The sequence below is a fragment of the Streptomyces sp. NPDC044061 genome, assembly GCF_056434305.1.
Map to the genome: position 1 here is coordinate 130121 of NZ_JBWKFL010000009.1, position 15735 is coordinate 145855.

Annotated in this window: 17 protein-coding genes; 14 read left to right on the top strand and 3 right to left on the bottom strand. The window is 70.3% G+C overall.

Annotated features, from left to right (window positions below):
• Window positions 1–63 precede the first annotated feature (63 nt).
• From AC07CM_RS16670 to AC07CM_RS16690, 5 genes are all read left to right on the top strand, one after another.
• The gene (locus AC07CM_RS16670; RefSeq protein ID WP_478877111.1) at window positions 64–1449 is read left to right on the top strand and encodes an NADP-dependent succinic semialdehyde dehydrogenase; all 1386 of its coding nucleotides are present in this window, start codon (window positions 64–66) and stop codon (window positions 1447–1449) included.
• 25 nt (window positions 1450–1474) lie between these two features.
• On the top strand, window positions 1475–1705 hold the full coding sequence (locus tag AC07CM_RS16675) for a DUF6213 family protein (RefSeq protein WP_043477773.1): 231 nt from the start codon (window positions 1475–1477) through the stop codon (window positions 1703–1705).
• A 224-nt stretch (window positions 1706–1929) separates the two neighbouring features.
• Window positions 1930–2991 carry a type III polyketide synthase gene (locus tag AC07CM_RS16680; protein ID WP_478877112.1) on the top strand — a complete coding sequence of 354 codons (1062 nt, stop codon included), beginning with the start codon at window positions 1930–1932 and terminating at the stop codon, window positions 2989–2991.
• Entirely contained in the window at window positions 2988–4202 is a 1215-nt protein-coding gene (locus AC07CM_RS16685; protein WP_478877113.1) for a cytochrome P450, read from the top strand. Before AC07CM_RS16680 ends, AC07CM_RS16685 begins: the two co-directional genes overlap by 4 nt.
• A gap of 94 nt (window positions 4203–4296) precedes the next feature.
• Window positions 4297–4818, top strand: a complete 522-nt coding sequence (locus tag AC07CM_RS16690) for a cupin domain-containing protein (RefSeq protein ID WP_478877114.1) — start codon at window positions 4297–4299, stop codon at window positions 4816–4818.
• 109 nt (window positions 4819–4927) lie between these two features.
• On the opposite strand, the gene AC07CM_RS16695 is transcribed toward AC07CM_RS16690, so the two are convergent.
• Complete coding sequence (locus tag AC07CM_RS16695; RefSeq protein ID WP_478877115.1) at window positions 4928–6154, bottom strand: acyl-CoA dehydrogenase family protein; 1227 nt, start codon at window positions 6152–6154, stop codon at window positions 4928–4930.
• Window positions 6155–6325: 171 nt separating this feature from the next.
• Here AC07CM_RS16695 and AC07CM_RS16700 point away from each other — a divergent pair, with 171 nt between their 5' ends.
• Window positions 6326–6970, top strand: a complete 645-nt coding sequence (locus AC07CM_RS16700; protein ID WP_478877116.1) for a TetR/AcrR family transcriptional regulator — start codon at window positions 6326–6328, stop codon at window positions 6968–6970.
• A gap of 81 nt (window positions 6971–7051) precedes the next feature.
• On the opposite strand, the gene def is transcribed toward AC07CM_RS16700, so the two are convergent.
• Entirely contained in the window at window positions 7052–7606 is a 555-nt protein-coding gene (gene def, locus AC07CM_RS16705; RefSeq protein ID WP_478877117.1) for a peptide deformylase, read from the bottom strand.
• A gap of 152 nt (window positions 7607–7758) precedes the next feature.
• Between def and AC07CM_RS16710 the strand changes: the two genes are divergently transcribed.
• The 8 genes from AC07CM_RS16710 (at window position 7759) to rocD (ending at window position 15033) form a co-directional block, all read left to right on the top strand.
• Entirely contained in the window at window positions 7759–8997 is a 1239-nt protein-coding gene (locus AC07CM_RS16710; RefSeq protein ID WP_478877118.1) for a MurT ligase domain-containing protein, read from the top strand.
• Between the two features lie 21 nt (window positions 8998–9018).
• Complete coding sequence (locus AC07CM_RS16715) at window positions 9019–9747, top strand: type 1 glutamine amidotransferase (RefSeq protein WP_478877119.1); 729 nt, start codon at window positions 9019–9021, stop codon at window positions 9745–9747.
• A 254-nt stretch (window positions 9748–10001) separates the two neighbouring features.
• Entirely contained in the window at window positions 10002–11027 is a 1026-nt protein-coding gene (locus AC07CM_RS16720; protein ID WP_478877120.1) for a 6-phosphofructokinase, read from the top strand.
• Window positions 11028–11131: 104 nt separating this feature from the next.
• Window positions 11132–12082, top strand: a complete 951-nt coding sequence (locus tag AC07CM_RS16725; RefSeq protein WP_478877121.1) for a cytochrome c oxidase assembly protein — start codon at window positions 11132–11134, stop codon at window positions 12080–12082.
• 71 nt (window positions 12083–12153) lie between these two features.
• Window positions 12154–12321, top strand: coding sequence for a hypothetical protein (locus tag AC07CM_RS16730; RefSeq protein WP_101372805.1), 168 nt, complete (start codon window positions 12154–12156; stop codon window positions 12319–12321).
• Between the two features lie 38 nt (window positions 12322–12359).
• Window positions 12360–12845: an Lrp/AsnC family transcriptional regulator gene (locus AC07CM_RS16735; RefSeq protein WP_478877122.1), complete on the top strand. Its 486-nt coding sequence runs from the start codon at window positions 12360–12362 to the stop codon at window positions 12843–12845.
• Window positions 12846–12997: 152 nt separating this feature from the next.
• Complete coding sequence (gene ddaH, locus AC07CM_RS16740) at window positions 12998–13807, top strand: dimethylargininase (RefSeq protein ID WP_478877123.1); 810 nt, start codon at window positions 12998–13000, stop codon at window positions 13805–13807.
• A complete protein-coding gene (gene rocD / locus AC07CM_RS16745) occupies window positions 13807–15033 on the top strand; it encodes an ornithine--oxo-acid transaminase (RefSeq protein WP_478877124.1) in 1227 nt (408 codons plus the stop codon). Before ddaH ends, rocD begins: the two co-directional genes overlap by 1 nt.
• A 49-nt stretch (window positions 15034–15082) precedes the next feature.
• Here the strand turns inward: rocD and AC07CM_RS16750 are convergent, their stop codons facing one another.
• Window positions 15083–15727, bottom strand: coding sequence for a DUF305 domain-containing protein (locus AC07CM_RS16750; RefSeq protein WP_478877125.1), 645 nt, complete (start codon window positions 15725–15727; stop codon window positions 15083–15085).
• Between the last annotated feature and the right edge of the window lie 8 nt (window positions 15728–15735).

Consider the following 15735-nt stretch of genomic DNA (forward strand, 5'->3'; position numbering starts at 1 on the left):
GCGTTGCGACGGGCGCGGTCGCGCGCGAAGGTCGAAGCAAGCCCGCTCCCAGGGAGGTCAGCCATGCCCATCGCGACGGTGAACCCGGCGAACGGCGAGACGCTCAAGACGTACGAGCCCATGGGCGAGGAGGAGCTGGAACGCCGGCTCCAGCTCGCCGAGGCGACGTTCCGCACCTACCGGACGACCTCCTTCGCCGACCGCGCCCGACTGCTGAACAAGGCCGCCGACCTGCTGGACGAGGACCAGCAGGAGATCGGCCGGGTCATGACCACCGAGATGGGCAAGCCGGTCAAGCAGGCCCGCGCGGAGGCCGCGAAGTGCGCCAAGGCGATGCGCTGGTACGCCGAACGCGCCGAGGGACTGCTGGCCGACGAGGAGCCGCCCGAGTCGGACGTGCGGGACTCCGGCGCCTCCCGGGTCCGGGTCAGCTACCGGCCGCTGGGGCCCGTCCTCGCCGTGATGCCGTGGAACTTCCCGCTGTGGCAGGTGATCCGCTTCGCCGCGCCTGCGCTCATGGCGGGCAACGTGGGCCTGCTCAAGCATGCCTCGAACGTCCCGCAGACGGCCCTGTACCTGGAGGACCTCTTCCACCGCGCGGGCTTCCGGGAGGGCTGCTTCCAGACCCTGCTGATCGGCTCGGGCGCGGTCGACGACATCCTGCGCGACGAGCGGGTGAAGGCGGCGACGCTCACGGGCAGCGAGCCGGCGGGCCGCGCGGTCGCCTCCACCTCCGGCGAGATGATCAAGAAGACGGTGCTGGAGCTCGGCGGCAGCGACCCGTACGTCGTCATGCCCTCCGCCGACCTCGACCGGGCGGCGCAGGTCGCCGTGACCGCACGCGTGCAGAACAACGGGCAGTCCTGCATCGCGGCCAAGCGGTTCATCGTGCACACCGACGTCTACGACGCCTTCGCCGAGAAGTTCGTCGCCGGCATGAAGGCGCTCAGGATCGGCGATCCGCTGGAGGAGGAGACCGAGATCGGGCCGCTCTCCAGCGAGCAGGGGCGGGCCGACCTGGAGGAGCTGGTCGACGACGCGAAGCGGAGCGGCGCCCGGGTGCTGTGCGGCGGCGAGCGCCCGGAGGGACCGGGCTGGTACTACCCGCCGACCGTGCTGGCGGGCATCACCCGGGAGATGCGCATCCACCGCGAGGAGGCGTTCGGACCGGTCGCCACGCTGTACCGGGCCGGCGACCTGGACGAGGCGCTGCTGATCGCCAACGACTCGCTGTTCGGACTGAGTTCGAACGTGTGGACACGGGACGAGAACGAGGTGGAGCGGTTCGCCCGGGACCTGGAGGCGGGCGCCGTTTACGTCAACGGGATGACCGCCTCCCATCCGGCGTTCCCGTTCGGCGGCGTGAAGCGGTCCGGGTACGGACGTGAGCTGTCCGGGCACGGAATCCGGGAGTTCTGCAACATCACCACGGTTTGGCAGGGTGCGTGAGCACTGCGCGGCTACCATCCCGTTTGTGAACCGCGAAGTGACTCTGCCTCTGATCGTCGACGACCGCGGTACCTTGCAGGTGGCTGCGGCCGACGTGAGTAAGTTGTTGCGGACCGTGGGTGGGCGGTGGCTGCATCTTGTCGAGGCCGGGGAGCAGCTCGACGAGGACACCGTGGCCGCGTTGACCATTGAACTGGCAAAGCTGGCGGACCGCATCGACGTCGCCTGCATCGCGCACAGCAGTGGAGCGCCGTAGGGGTCGGGGCCGGGCCGTTGACCTGCGGGTACGGGGCGAGTTGGGCGGTCGTCGAGGCCAGTGGCGCGGCGGCCGGAGGGGCTGGGCACCGAATCCGATCCGTACCTCTTGTCCCCGATTCGGAGTAATCCGACGAGAGATCGTCGCCCCCTTGGGTGAACCTGAGTGGACCACCTTCTGACCGGCGGGCGCGAGCCTGCTGGACGGCGAAAGCAGGGACGCTCATGGCTACTTTGTGCAGACCCTCGGTGTCCGTACCAGAGCACGTGATCACGATGGAGGAGACGCTGGAGCTCGCGCGTGAACACCACGCGGACCACCCCCAGCTCGCGCTGGCCCTCCGGCTGATCGAGAACACGGGCGTCCGCACCAGGCACATCGTGCAGCCCATCGAGGAGACCCTCAAGCACCCGGGGTTCGAGGACCGCAACAAGCTCTACGAGGCCGAGGCCAAGGCCCGCGTCCCCGCGGTGATCCAGCGGGCGCTCGACGACGCCGAGCTCCTGACCACCGACATCGATGTCATCATCTACGTGTCGTGCACGGGCTTCATGATGCCCTCGCTGACCGCGTGGCTGATCAACGAGATGGACTTCTCGAGCACCACCCGCCAGCTCCCCATAGCCCAGCTGGGCTGTGCGGCCGGCGGCGCGGCCATCAACCGGGCCCACGACTTCTGTTCGGCCTACCCGGAGTCCAACGCGCTCGTCGTGGCCTGCGAGTTCTGCTCGCTGTGCTACCAGCCCACCGACCTCGGCGTCGGCTCGCTGCTGTCCAACGGCCTGTTCGGCGACGGCATAGCCGCGGCCGTGGTGCGCGGCCGCGGCGGCACGGGCGTCCATCTGGAACGCAACGGGTCGTACCTGATCCCCAAGACCGAGGACTGGATCGCGTACGACGTCCGGGCGACCGGCTTCCACTTCCTGCTGGACAAGCGGGTGCCGACCACCATGGAGCCGCTCGCCCCGGCGCTCCAGGACCTCGCGGGCACTCACGGCTGGGACGCCGCCGACCTGGACTTCTACATCATCCACGCGGGCGGTCCCCGAATCCTCGACGACCTCAGCAAGTTCCTGCAGGTCGACCCGCACGCGTTCCGGTTCAGCCGGTCCACGCTCACCGAGTACGGCAACATAGCCAGCGCCGTCGTGCTGGACGCGCTGCGCAGGCTGTTCGACGAGGGCGGTGCCGAGCACCGGGCACGCGGGCTGCTCGCCGGGTTCGGTCCCGGCATCACGGCCGAGATGACCGTGGGCCGCTGGGTCAAGGACGGCGAACAGCGATGAGCGAGGAGACCCTCACCGGGCTCCTGCCCCCGGTCCGGCACTGGCCGGCCGTCGACCTGGCCGGCACGGACTTCGACCCGGTGCTGGCCGAGCTGATGCGCGAGGGCCCGGTCAGCCGGATCCAGCTGCCCAACGGTGAGGGCTGGGCGTGGCTGGTCACCCGCTACGACGACGTGCGCATGGTGGCCAACGACCCCCGCTTCAGCCGCGAGGCGGTGATGGGCAGACAGATCACCCGGCTCGCCCCGCACTACATACCGGACCGGGGCGCGGTCGGCGTCCTGGACCCGCCCGACCACACCCGGCTGCGCCGCTCGGTCGCCGCCGCGTTCACCACCAAGGGCGTGGAGCGGGTCCGGGACAAGGCGCGCGTGATGCTGGACGAACTGGTCGACGAACTCATCCAGGACGGGCCGCCCGCCGACCTCACGGCGACGATCCTCAGCCCGTTCCCCGTCGCGGTGATCTGCGAGCTGATGGGTGTCCCGGCCGCCGACCGGCACGACATGCACATCTGGACCCAGCTGATCCTGTCCTCCTCGCACGGCAAGGAGGTCAGCGAGCGGGCCAAGCACGAGATGAGCGCCTACTTCTCCGACCTCGTCGGGCTGCGCGAGGGCGGCACGGCCGAGGACGTCGCCTCGCTGCTCGGCGCCGCCGTGGGCCGGGCCGAGGTCAGCCTGGAGGAGGCCGTAGGTCTCGCCATCCTCCTGCAGATCGGCGGCGAGGCGGTCACCAACAACAGCGGGCAGATCTTCTACCTGCTGCTGACCCGACCCGACCTGGTGGAACGACTGCGTTCCGACCCCGGGTGCCGGCCGAAGGCGATCGACGAGCTGCTGCGCTACATCCCGCACCGCAACGCCGTCGGCCTCTCCCGGATCGCCCTGGAGGACGTGGAGATCAGGGGCGTGCGGATCCGGGCCGGCGACCCGATCTACGTCTCCTACCTGGCCGCCAACCGCGACCCGGACGTCTTCCCCGACCCGGAGACCATCGACATCTCCCGCAGCCCCAACCCGCACGTGGCGTTCGGCTTCGGCCCGCACTACTGCCCCGGCGGCATGCTGGCCAGGCTGGAGTCGGAACTTCTGGTGGACGCCCTGCTGGACCGGATACCGGGGCTGAAACTCGCCGTACCGCCGGAACAGGTGCCCTTCAGGAAGGGTGCGCTGATCCGGGGTCCCTTGGCCCTGCCGGTGACGTGGTGAGCGGCGGATGACGACGACCGAGGGACTGTCGGTACCGGAAGGGCCCGCGTCACGTGGAGAGGCGCCGGCCCGGACGGATCCGTCGGCCCGGGAGTTGACCACAAACGACGGGCTGCTGGTGCCGCCGGGCCACGGCCGTGTCGTCGAGACACCGGCCCAGCGCGTGACCTTCAAGGTCACCGGCGCGCACTCGCGGATGGCCTCCACCTTCGAGGTGGAGGTCCCGCCGGGCTTCGACGTCGGCGCCCATGTGCACACGCGCAGTGAGGAGTTGTTCTACGTGCTCGAGGGCGAGCTGGACGTCCTCGCCTTCGAGCCGCGCATCCGCACCCCCGACAACTGGCAGAAGTGGGAGTCGGTTTCGGGTACCAAGGTGGTCCGGGCGACCCCGGGCACGGTCATCGTCGTACCACCGGGATGCCCGCACGCGTTCGCGAACCCGACGGACACGCCCGCGAAGATGTTCTTCCAGGCCTCTCCCCCACCGGACCACGAGCGCTACTTCGAGGAGCTGCTGGAGATCCTCGGCAACGGCGGCCCTCCCGACCAGGAGGCCATCGAAGCGCTGAGGGCGAAGTACGACATCCAGCAGCTGACACCTCTGAGGCACCGGTGAGTGTGTCCACCCCGAAGGGGCGCGGGGCTGTGATCGACATGCGGCTCCGCCGCGAGCGCGTCCAGCCACGCCGGACCGGCGAACCGCGGCGCACCGCGCCCCCATGGCACTACCGGATGGGCATCCCCGCCAGGGTCCGCGCGATGACCAGCCGCTGGATCTCGCTCGTGCCCTCGAAGATCGTGTAGATCGCGGAGTCCCGGTGCATCCGCTCGACCGGGTACTCGCGGGTGTACCCGTTGCCGCCGAGGATCTGGATCGCCTGCGCGGTCACCTTCTTCGCGGTCTCGCTGGCGAACAGCTTCGACATCGACCCCTCGGCCGCCGTGAACGGCTTGCCGTTGACCGCCATCCAGGAGGCCCGCCACACGAGCAGACGGGCCGCGTCGATCTGGGTCCGCATGTCGGCGAGCTGGAAGGCCACACCCTGGTTGTCGATGATCGGCCGCCCGAACTGCTCACGGGTCCTGGCGTAGTCGAGGGCGACCTCGTACGCGGCCCGGGCGGTGCCGACCGCCATCGCGCCGACCGCCGGCCGCGAGGCCTCAAAGGTGGCCATCGCCGCGTTCTTCACCCGCTCGCCGCCGGCCTTCGCCTTCTCCCGGGCCCTGGCCAGCCGCTCGTCCAGCTTCTCCTTGCCGCCGAGCAGGCAGGAGCCGGGGACGCGGACGTTGTCGAGGATGACCTCGGCGGTGTGCGAGGCGCGGATGCCGTGCTTCTTGAACTTCTGGCCCTGGGCGAGACCCGGCGTGCCCGACGGGACGATGAAGGACGCGTGGCCCTTCGAGCCCAGCTCCGGGTCGACGCAGGCGACCACGACGTGGACGTTGGCGATGCCGCCGTTGGTCGCCCAGGTCTTCGTGCCGTTGATCACCCACTCGTCCTTGGCCTCGTCGTACACGGCGCGGGTGCGCATGGAGGCGACGTCGGAGCCGGCGTCGGGCTCGGAGGAGCAGAACGCGGCGACCTTGACGTCGTTCGCGTCGCCGTACATCTGGGGGATCCAGGTACCGATCTGTTCCTCGGTTCCGTTGGCGAGAACGCCCACGGCGGCGAGACCGGTGCCCACAATGGAGAGGGCGATGCCCGCGTCGCCCCAGAACAGCTCCTCCATGGCCGTGGGGATACCGAGGCCGGTGGGGTCGAAGTACTGCTGCGCATAGAAGTCGAGGGAGTAGATGCCGACCTTCGCGGCCTCCTGGATGACCGGCCAGGGAGTCTCCTCACGCTCGTCCCATTCGGCGGCCGCGGGGCGGATGACGTCGGCGGCGAAGCCGTGCAGCCAGTCCCGGACCTCCTTCTGTTCGTCGTTGAGCTCCATGGTGAACTCGGCCATGTCCCCTCCAGCGGCGTTTGGTGCGGTGTTACTAGCGGTAACCCGAGTGTGTTACTGACCGGTAGGAAAAGTCAACTCCCGAGGACGCCTCGGCATCCCGTTCGATGTCAGGGGCATGGACAGTGCTAGTTTGCGCAGGCGTCACCGAATCAGCACGGGTGGGGAGAGCACATGGACACCACGCAGCGGACCGATCAGCAGCGGTCCGCCGACCGCCGACGGCGCGAGCTGCTGGAGGCCGCGGACAGAGTGGTTCTGCGTGACGGTCCGCAGGCCTCGATGAACGCCATCGCCGCGGAGGCCGGCATCACCAAGCCGATCCTTTATCGCCATTTCGGCGACAAGGGCGGGCTTTACGCGGCCTTGGCCAAGCGGCACACGGACGCCCTGCTCGATTCGCTGCGGGCGGCACTGGACGCTCCGGCCGAGCGGCGGGAGCGCGTTGAGTCCACGCTGGACACCTATCTCGCGGCGATCGAGGCACGCCCTCAGGTGTATCGGTTCCTCATGCATCCTGCGGAGGCAGGCCAGGGAGGCGACCAGGGCTTCGACGTCGGGAAGCACAGCGCCCCGCTGCTGCGGCGGATGGGTGAGGAACTGGCCCAGGTCATCGAGGAGCGGCTGGATCTCGGACCCGGAAGTCAGCAGCTGGCCCGGGTCTGGGGCCACGGGATCGTCGGGATGATGCACGCTGCGGGTGACTGGTGGCTCGGGGAGCGGCCGTGCTCCCGGGCCGAGTTGGTGAGGTCTCTCGCCGATCTGCTGTGGGGGCGCCTCGCGGCGGCTGGCGACAGGATCGGCGGTCCGGGCTTCTGACCGTGTCCTCTCGCCTGCGGGCGCGAGGGGTCTGGTCGCGCTCACGCGGCGGAGCCGCATGTCGATCACGGCCCCGCGCCCCTAGGCGGGACCACCGGCCCGGTGCCACGAAGCTCGCTCGATCTGCCTCATGAGCCTGCGGCGCCGCCGGCCGGTCACGTGGTCGGCGTACACCGTGCCGTCCAGGTGGTCGCACTCGTGCTGCAGGCACCTGGCGAAGAAGCCCGTGCCGTGCACGGTGACCGGTTCTCCGGTCACGGTGCAACCCTCGACCACCGCGTGGTCGTAGCGCTCGGTCCCCGCCTCCAGGCCCGGCAGGGACAGGCAGCCCTCCGGGCCCCGGACGACCACGCCGTCCGTGTGCACCAGACGCGGGTTCACCACATGCCCGAGATGCCGGACATCCTCGTCGTCCGGGCAGTCGTACACGAGCACCCGCAGCGGCACCCCGATCTGGTTCGCGGCCAGGCCCACGCCCTGCGCCGCGTACATGGTCGCGAACAAGTCCTCCACGAGGGCGGCCAGTTCGGCGCCGAAGTCGGTGACGTCCGCGCAGGGCTCGCGCAGGACGGGGTCCGGAAGCAGGGAAAGAGGCCGGACGCGCCCGTGGGCGCCCGGGATCGAGCCGTGTCGCATGGCGGCAAGGGTACGGTTCGTTTCAGCTCATGCCCGCCGCACAGGCATGGACCGGGATTCGGGTGTGCGAATGGATCTCGATAGGCTGAGGTCCACACCACGCTGCCGGATGGCCCCAGGCGCGGCGCGTACGCAAGGAGGATCGAGAACTGATGGCAGGCAACTCGGACCCGCTCTCGCCGCGGGCCAAGCTGGCCGTGACCGCGGGCAAGGCGGTCGCTGCGGCATCCCGCGCCGCCGGGCGCGGCAGCGGGTCGGTGATCGGTGGCCGGGTCGCGCTGAAACTCGACCCCGACCTGCTCGCCCGGCTCGCCCAGAACCTGGACGTCGTCCTGGTGTCGGCGACCAACGGCAAGACCACGACCACGCGGCTCATCGCGGAGGCGCTGCGCGCCGCGGGCCCGGTGGTGTCGAACGCGCTCGGCGCCAACATGCCGGCCGGTATCACCTCCGCGCTCTCGGGCGGCTCGGAGGCGAAGTTCGGCGTCATCGAGGTCGACGAGAAGTACCTGGCCGGTGTGGCCCGCGACACCGACCCCAAGTGCATCGCCCTGCTGAACCTCTCCCGCGACCAGCTCGACCGCGCCGCCGAGACCCGGATGCTCGCCGAGAACTGGCGTGAGGGACTGGCCGGGTCCAAGGCCGTCGTCGTCGCCAACTGCGACGACCCGCTGGTGGTGTGGGCCGCCTCCTCCTCGCCGAACGTGATCTGGGTCGCGGCCGGGCAGATGTGGCAGGAGGACGCCTGGTCCTGCCCGTCCTGCGGTGGCGTGATGCAGCGCCCCGGCGACGACTGGTACTGCGGCGAGTGCGGCTTCCGCCGGCCGACCCCCACCTGGGCGCTGTCCGGGGACCACGTCCTCGACCCGCACGGCTCCGCCTGGCCGATCCACCTGCAGCTGCCCGGCCGCGCCAACAAGGCGAACGCGGCCAGCTCCGCGGCCGTCGCCGCCGTCTTCGGGGTGCCGCCGCAGGTCGCCCTGGAGCGGATGTACCAGGTGCAGGCGGTCGCCGGACGCTACGACGTGGTCCAGTTCCAGGACCGCGACCTCAGGCTGCTGCTGGCCAAGAACCCGGCCGGCTGGCTGGAGACGTTCTCCCTGATCGACCCGCCGCCCACCCCGGTGATCCTGTCCGTGAACGCCCGCGGGGCCGACGGCACCGACACCTCCTGGCTGTGGGACGTCGACTACACGCGGCTGACCGGTCACCCGATCTTCGTGATCGGCGACCGGAAGCTGGACCTCGCCGTCCGTCTGGAGGTCGCGAACCAGCACTTCCAGGTCTGCGACGACCTCGACCAGGCCGTCCAGGCGGCCCCGCCGGGACGCATCGAGGTCATCGCGAACTACACCGCGTTCCAGGACCTGCGCCGCCGCGTCGGCAACTGATCTTCGAAGGGCGATCACCTCATGAGCGACAACCAACTGCGGCTGGTGTGGATCTACCCGGACCTGCTCAGCACCTACGGCGACCAGGGCAACGCGCTGGTCGTGGAGCGCCGGGCCCGCCAGCGCGGCCTGGACGTGGCACGGCTGGACGTGCGCAGCGACCAGCCGATCCCGACCTCCGGTGACATCTACCTGATCGGGGGCGGCGAGGACCGGCCGCAGCGGCTCGCGGCCGAGCGGCTGCGCCGTGACGGCCATCTGCAGCGGGCGGTGGAGAACGGCGCCATCGTCTTCTCCGTCTGCGCCGGCTACCAGATCCTCGGCCACGAGTTCATCAACGACCTCGGCCAGCGCGAGCCGGGCCTCGGCCTGCTCGACGTGGTGTCGGTGCGCGGCGAGGGCGAGCGGTGTGTCGGTGACGTGCTCGCGGACATCGACCCGCAGCTCGGCCTGCCCCAGCTGACCGGCTTCGAGAACCACCAGGGCGTCACCCACCTCGGCTCCACCGCCCGCCCCTTCGCCCGGGTGAAGATCGGCAAGGGCAACGGCACTGGGGACGGCACGGAGGGCGCGTACAACGGGACGGTATTCGGCACGTACATGCACGGCCCGGTGCTGGCCCGCAACCCGCAGATCGCCGACCTGCTGCTCAAGCTGGCGCTCGACGTCAACGCGCTGCCACCGACCGACGACCGCTGGTACGAGGCGCTCCGCAACGAGCGCATCGCGGCTGCGCAGCAGCCTGCGTAGTCACCGCTGCGCAGCAGCCTGCGTGGACACTGCTAGCGCGGCAGCCCGCGTAAGCGCCACGTCAGGGACTTTTCAGCACCTTCCGGCACGCTCGTTGTGGGCCCGCCTGACGCGCCGTCCGCTCACATGTGCGGGCGCGTCCAGCAGGCGGACGCCCGCTACGGAGCCACCCCCTCACGCCGGTAGGGTGGCCGGGAATCCGCCGGACGACGTGGTCCGGTTTCCCGGCCCACGTTGAGAAGGTATTTCGGGCTATGCGCATTGGTGTCCTCACGTCCGGCGGCGACTGCCCCGGCCTGAACGCCGTCATCCGGTCCGTCGTGCACCGTGCCGTCGCCGACCACGGCGACGAGGTCATCGGCTTCCGGGACGGCTGGAAGGGCCTCCTGGAGTGCGACTACATGAAGCTCGACCTGGATGCCGTGGGTGGCATCCTGGCACGCGGCGGCACCATCCTCGGCTCCTCCCGGGTCCAGCCCTCGCACCTGCGGGACGGCGTGGAGCGGGCCAAGGGCCACGTCCAGGAACTGGGCCTGGACGCGATCATCCCGATCGGCGGCGAGGGCACGCTGAAGGCGGCCCGGCTGATGTCCGACAACGGCCTGCCCATCGTCGGCGTCCCCAAGACCATCGACAACGACATCGCTGTCACGGACGTCACCTTCGGCTTCGACACGGCCGTGGGTGTCGCGACCGAGGCCCTCGACCGGCTCAAGACCACCGCGGAGTCCCACCAACGCGTGCTGGTCGTCGAGGTCATGGGCCGGCACACCGGCTGGATCGCGCTGCACTCCGGCATGGCGGCCGGCGCGCACGCCATCGTCGTGCCGGAACGCCCCTTCGACATCGAGGAGTTGACGAAGCGGGTCGGCGCGCGGTTCGAGGCGGGCAAGCGGTTCGCCATCGTGGTCGCCGCCGAGGGTGCCAAGCCGCGGCCCGGCTCCATGGAGTTCGACGAGGGCGGCAAGGACATCTACGGCCACGAGCGCTTCGCGGGGATCGCGCGTCAGCTGTCCATCGAGCTGGAGCAGCGGCTCGGCAAGGAGGCGCGGCCGGTCATCCTCGGGCATGTGCAGCGGGGCGGGACGCCTACGGCGTACGACCGGGTGCTCGCCACGCGGTTCGGCTGGCACGCCGTGGAGGCCGTGCACCGGGGCGAGTTCGGGAACATGACGGCGCTGCGGGGGACCGACATCGTGATGGTCTCGCTGGCGGAGGCCGTGGAGACGCTGAAGACGGTTCCCGCCGAGCGGTACGACGAGGCGGAGTGCGTCCTGTAGTCCGGCCCAGGACAACCCGCCCCCGGTCACCGGCGTGACCGGGGGCGGTTCTACTCTTGGGGGCGGACAGACGCGTACAACCCCCACGAATCAGGAGCCGGCGGATGGATCACAGCGGGCACGGCATGATGATGGATCTGCCGCCGTTCACGCTGGCCCGAGGGCTTGAGTGGTCGGCGGACCCCTTCTTTCTCATCGCCTGCCTGGCCGGGCTTGCTCTGTACGGCTGGGGTGTCGTGCGGCTGCGACGGCGCGGGGACTCCTGGCCGGTCTCCCGGACCGTGTCGTACGTCGCCGGCGTTCTCACCATCGGCCTGGTGATGTGCACGAGGCTCAACGACTACGGCATGGTCATGTTCAGCGTGCACATGGTGCAGCACATGGTGATCAGCATGCTGTCGCCGATCCTGATCCTGCTCGGCGCCCCGGCCACCCTGGCGCTGCGCGCGCTGCCGGTGGCCGGCAGGGGCCGCAAGGGTCCGCGCGAGCTGCTGCTGGCGCTGCTGCACAGCCGGTACATGCGGGTCGTCACCCACCCGGTGTTCACGATCCCGCTGTTCATCGCGAGCCTGTACGCGCTGTACTTCACGCCGCTGTTCGACTTCCTGATGGGCTCGAAGACCGGGCACGTCGCGATGATGGTGCACTTCCTGGCCGTGGGTGTCGTGTTCTTCTGGCCGATCATCGGCGTGGATCCGGGCCCGCACCGGCCGGGTCACCTCATGCGGATGCTGGAGCTGTTCGCGGGCATGCCGTTCCACGCGTTCTTCGGCATCGCGCTGATGATGGCGTCGACGCCGATGGTGGAGACGTTCAGGAACCCGCCCGCCTCCCTCGGCATCGACGCGCTGTCCGACCAGAACGCGGCGGGCGGCATCGCCTGGGCGTTCAGCGAGGTCCCGTCCGTGCTGGTCCTGATCGCACTGCTGTTCCAGTGGTACGGCTCCGAGCAGCGGCAGGCCAGGCGCAAGGACCGGGCCGCCGACCGGGACGGTGACAAGGAGCTGGAGGCGTACAACGCCTATCTGGCCTCCCTCAACGCGCGCGAGGGCTGAGTACGCGGTATCCCGTCCGGGCGGGATTCGGGGCACCATGGTGGTGGACGGACCACGAGGAGGGTGTCGCGATGCCCGGTTCCACGAACGGTTCCACCAAGGCGATGGGGGCGATGACCGTCGGCGGGCTCGTCGTCGTCACGGCCTACACGGTCGCCCTCGGAAGCAACGGCTGGCTGTGGTTCGGATGGGTGGTGCTCGGGCTGCTGACGCTCGCCATGGTCGTCACCCAGTCCTAGCGTCCACCGGAGCGGGCTGCGCTGATTACAGTGCCCGCATGAACAGCAGGACCGCGTCCTTCGACGAACTCGACCGGAAGATCATCACCGCGCTGATGGCGAACGCCAGGACCAGCTTCGCCGAGATCGGTGCGGCGGTCGGGCTGTCCTCCACCGCGGTCAAACGGCGCGTGGACCGGCTGCGGGAGACCGGTGTGATCACGGGGTTCACGGCGACCGTGAAGCCCTCCGCGCTCGGCTGGCGCACGGAGGCGTACGTCGAGGTGTACTGCGAGGGTGCGGCCCCGCCCCGGCGCCTGGCGGAGGTGGTGCGCAACCACCCGGAGATCACGGCGGCCATGACGGTGACCGGTGGCGCCGACGCGCTGCTGCACGTGCGGGCGCGGGACGTGAAGCACTTCGAGGAGGTGCTGGAGCGTATCCGGGTGGAGCCCTTCATCCGGAAGACGATCAGCGTGATGGTGTTGTCCCACCTCCTCCCGGACAGTCCGGAAGCGGGGGCGACCCTCGCGGCCCCGGAATAACACCCGACAGACGCAGAAGTCGTGCGTCGTGCGCCGATACGACGCAGCGATGCTGCGCATCCGCGCAGCTTTTCTTGCTTGTCCTCCGCAACCCTCCCTTTCTACGGTGGTCTCACCCTCAGTGACACCCAGACAAGCGGAGGAAACCCTCTGTGCCCGAAAGCCGTGTGCCGCGACCTCGGCGCTTCCTCGTCTGCGAACCCAGACACTTCGCCGTGCAGTACGCGATCAATCCCTGGATGCACCCCGACAAGCCGGTCGACGTGGATCTGGCCCAGGAGCAGTGGCAGGCGCTGATCGGCGTCTACCGCGCCCACGGTCACACCGTCGACGCGGTCGAGCCGGTCCCGGGCCTGCCCGACATGGTCTTCGCCGCGAACGCGGCCTTCGTGGTCGGCGGCCGGGTCTTCGGCTCTCTGTTCCACGCGCCGGAGCGGCGCCCCGAGTCGGTCCACTACGACACCTGGTTCAAGGGGGCGGGGTACGACGTGTACCGCCCCGAGTCGGTGACCGAGGGCGAGGGCGACCTGGTGTGGACCGGCCGGTACGTGCTGGCCGGCACCGGGTTCCGCACGACCCGTGAGGCCCATCGCGAGGCGCAGGAGTTCCTCGGCCACCCCGTGATCGGCCTGACCCTGGTGGACCCGTACTTCTACCACCTCGACACGGCGCTGTTCGTGCTGGACGAGGACAACATCGTCTACTACCCGGAGGCCTTCTCGCCGGGCAGCCGGGAGGTGCTGAAGCGCCTGTATCCGGACGCGGTGCTCGCCACCCGCGACGACGCCATGGCGTTCGGTCTGAACTCCGTGTCCGACGGCCGGCACGTCTTCATCGCCCCCATCGCCGAGGCGCTGGCCGAGCGCCTGGCCGACCACGGTTACGTCCCCGTCCCCGTCGACCTGTCGGAGTTCCACAAGGCCGGCGGTGGCATCAAGTGCTGCACCCAGGAGATCCGCTGATGACCGCACCCGCGCGCACGCGCACGTCCGACGACCTGATCAAGGCGGAGGAGCCGGTCCTCGCGCACAACTACCACCCCCTGCCCGTGGTGGTGGCCCGGGCCGAGGGCACCTGGGTGGAGGATGTCGAGGGCAACCGCTACCTCGACATGCTCGCCGGGTACTCGGCGCTCAACTTCGGCCACCGGCACCCCGCGCTGATCGAGGCCGCGCACCGTCAACTGGACCTGCTGACACTCACCTCCCGCGCGTTCCACAACGACCGGCTCGCCGGGTTCGCCGAGCGGCTCGCGGGGCTGACCGGCCTGGACATGGTGCTGCCGATGAACACCGGCGCGGAGGCGGTGGAGAGCGGCATCAAGGTGGCCCGCAAGTGGGCATACGACGTGAAGGGCGTCCCGGCCGACCGGGCGACGATCGTCGTCGCGGCTGAGAACTTCCACGGCCGTACGACGACCATCGTCAGCTTCTCCACGGACGAGTCGGCCCGGGCGGGCTTCGGCCCCTTCACGCCCGGCTTCCGGGTCGTTCCGTACAACGACCTGGCCGCGCTGGAGGCGGCGGTCGACGAGACGACGGCGGCGGTGCTGCTGGAGCCCATCCAGGGCGAGGCCGGGGTGATCATCCCGGACGAGGGCTATCTGGCCGGCGTCCGTGAGCTGACCCGCCGCAAGGGCTGCCTGTTCATCGCCGACGAGATCCAGTCCGGCCTCGGCCGCACCGGCCGTACCCTCGCCGTCGAGCACGAGGACGTCGTCCCGGACGTGCTGCTGCTCGGCAAGGCGCTCGGCGGCGGCATCGTCCCGGTGTCGGCGGTGGTGGCCCGGCGCGAGGTGCTGGGCGTGCTGCATCCGGGCGAGCACGGCTCCACGTTCGGCGGCAACCCGCTCGCGGCGGCGGTCGGCACGGCGGTGGTCGAGCTGCTGGAGACGGGTGAGTTCCAGCGCCGGGCGACCGAGCTGGGCCTGGTGCTGCGCGACGGCCTGACCGAGCTGGTGGGCCGGGGCGTGACGGGTTTCCGCTCGCGCGGGCTGTGGGCGGGCGTGGACGTCGATCCGGCCATCGGCACCGGCCGGGAGATCAGCGAGCGCCTCATGCGGGAGGGTGTCCTGGTCAAGGACACCCACGGCTCCACGATCCGGCTGGCGCCCCCGCTGACCATCACGGCCGAGGAGCTGCGCTCCGCGCTCGGCGCGCTGGAGAAGGTGCTCGGCGAGGGCGACTGAGGCGGGGCAGGGGGGCCGGCGGTACCGGCCGGTCCCCCTGCCCACTCGGTCAGCCCCTGCCGGTGCCCTCGCCCTGGCCGAGGAGCCGCTTCATCTCCTTGATCTCGGCGTTCTGGGCACCGACGATGTCGCCGGCCATGCCCTTGGCGGGGCCGTACTCGCCCCTGCTCTTCTCCGTGCCTGCCATCTCGACCGCGCCCTGGTGGTGTTCGACCATCAGGGACAGGAACTTCGTGTCGAAGTCCTTGCCGGTGGCCTTCTTCAGGGCGGCCATGTCGTCGTCGCCCATCATTCCGGCCATGCCGGACATGCCGGCGTGGCCCGAGTGATCCATGCCGGACATGGGGACCTGCTCGCCCCAGGCCTTCAGCCAGCCGGTCATGGTGCGGATCTCCGGGTCCTGCGCCTTCTCGATGCGCGCGGCGAGGTCCTTCACCCGGGCCGAGGAGGCCCGGCCGTCGGCGAGCCGTGCCATCTCCAGGGCCTGCCGGTGGTGCGGGATCATGCCCTGGGCGAACGCCACGTCCTGGGCGTTGTGGGCCTTGGCGGTGGACGCGCTCGGGCTCGCGGCGCTGCCGTGGCCCGCGTGGGCGCCGGCGTCATCACCGGCGCCGCCGCAGGCGACGAGGACGAGGGAGGCGAGGCCGGTCACCGCGACGAGGGCGGCACGGCGCGTCAGGGTACGGGTGGTCATGCTGAACT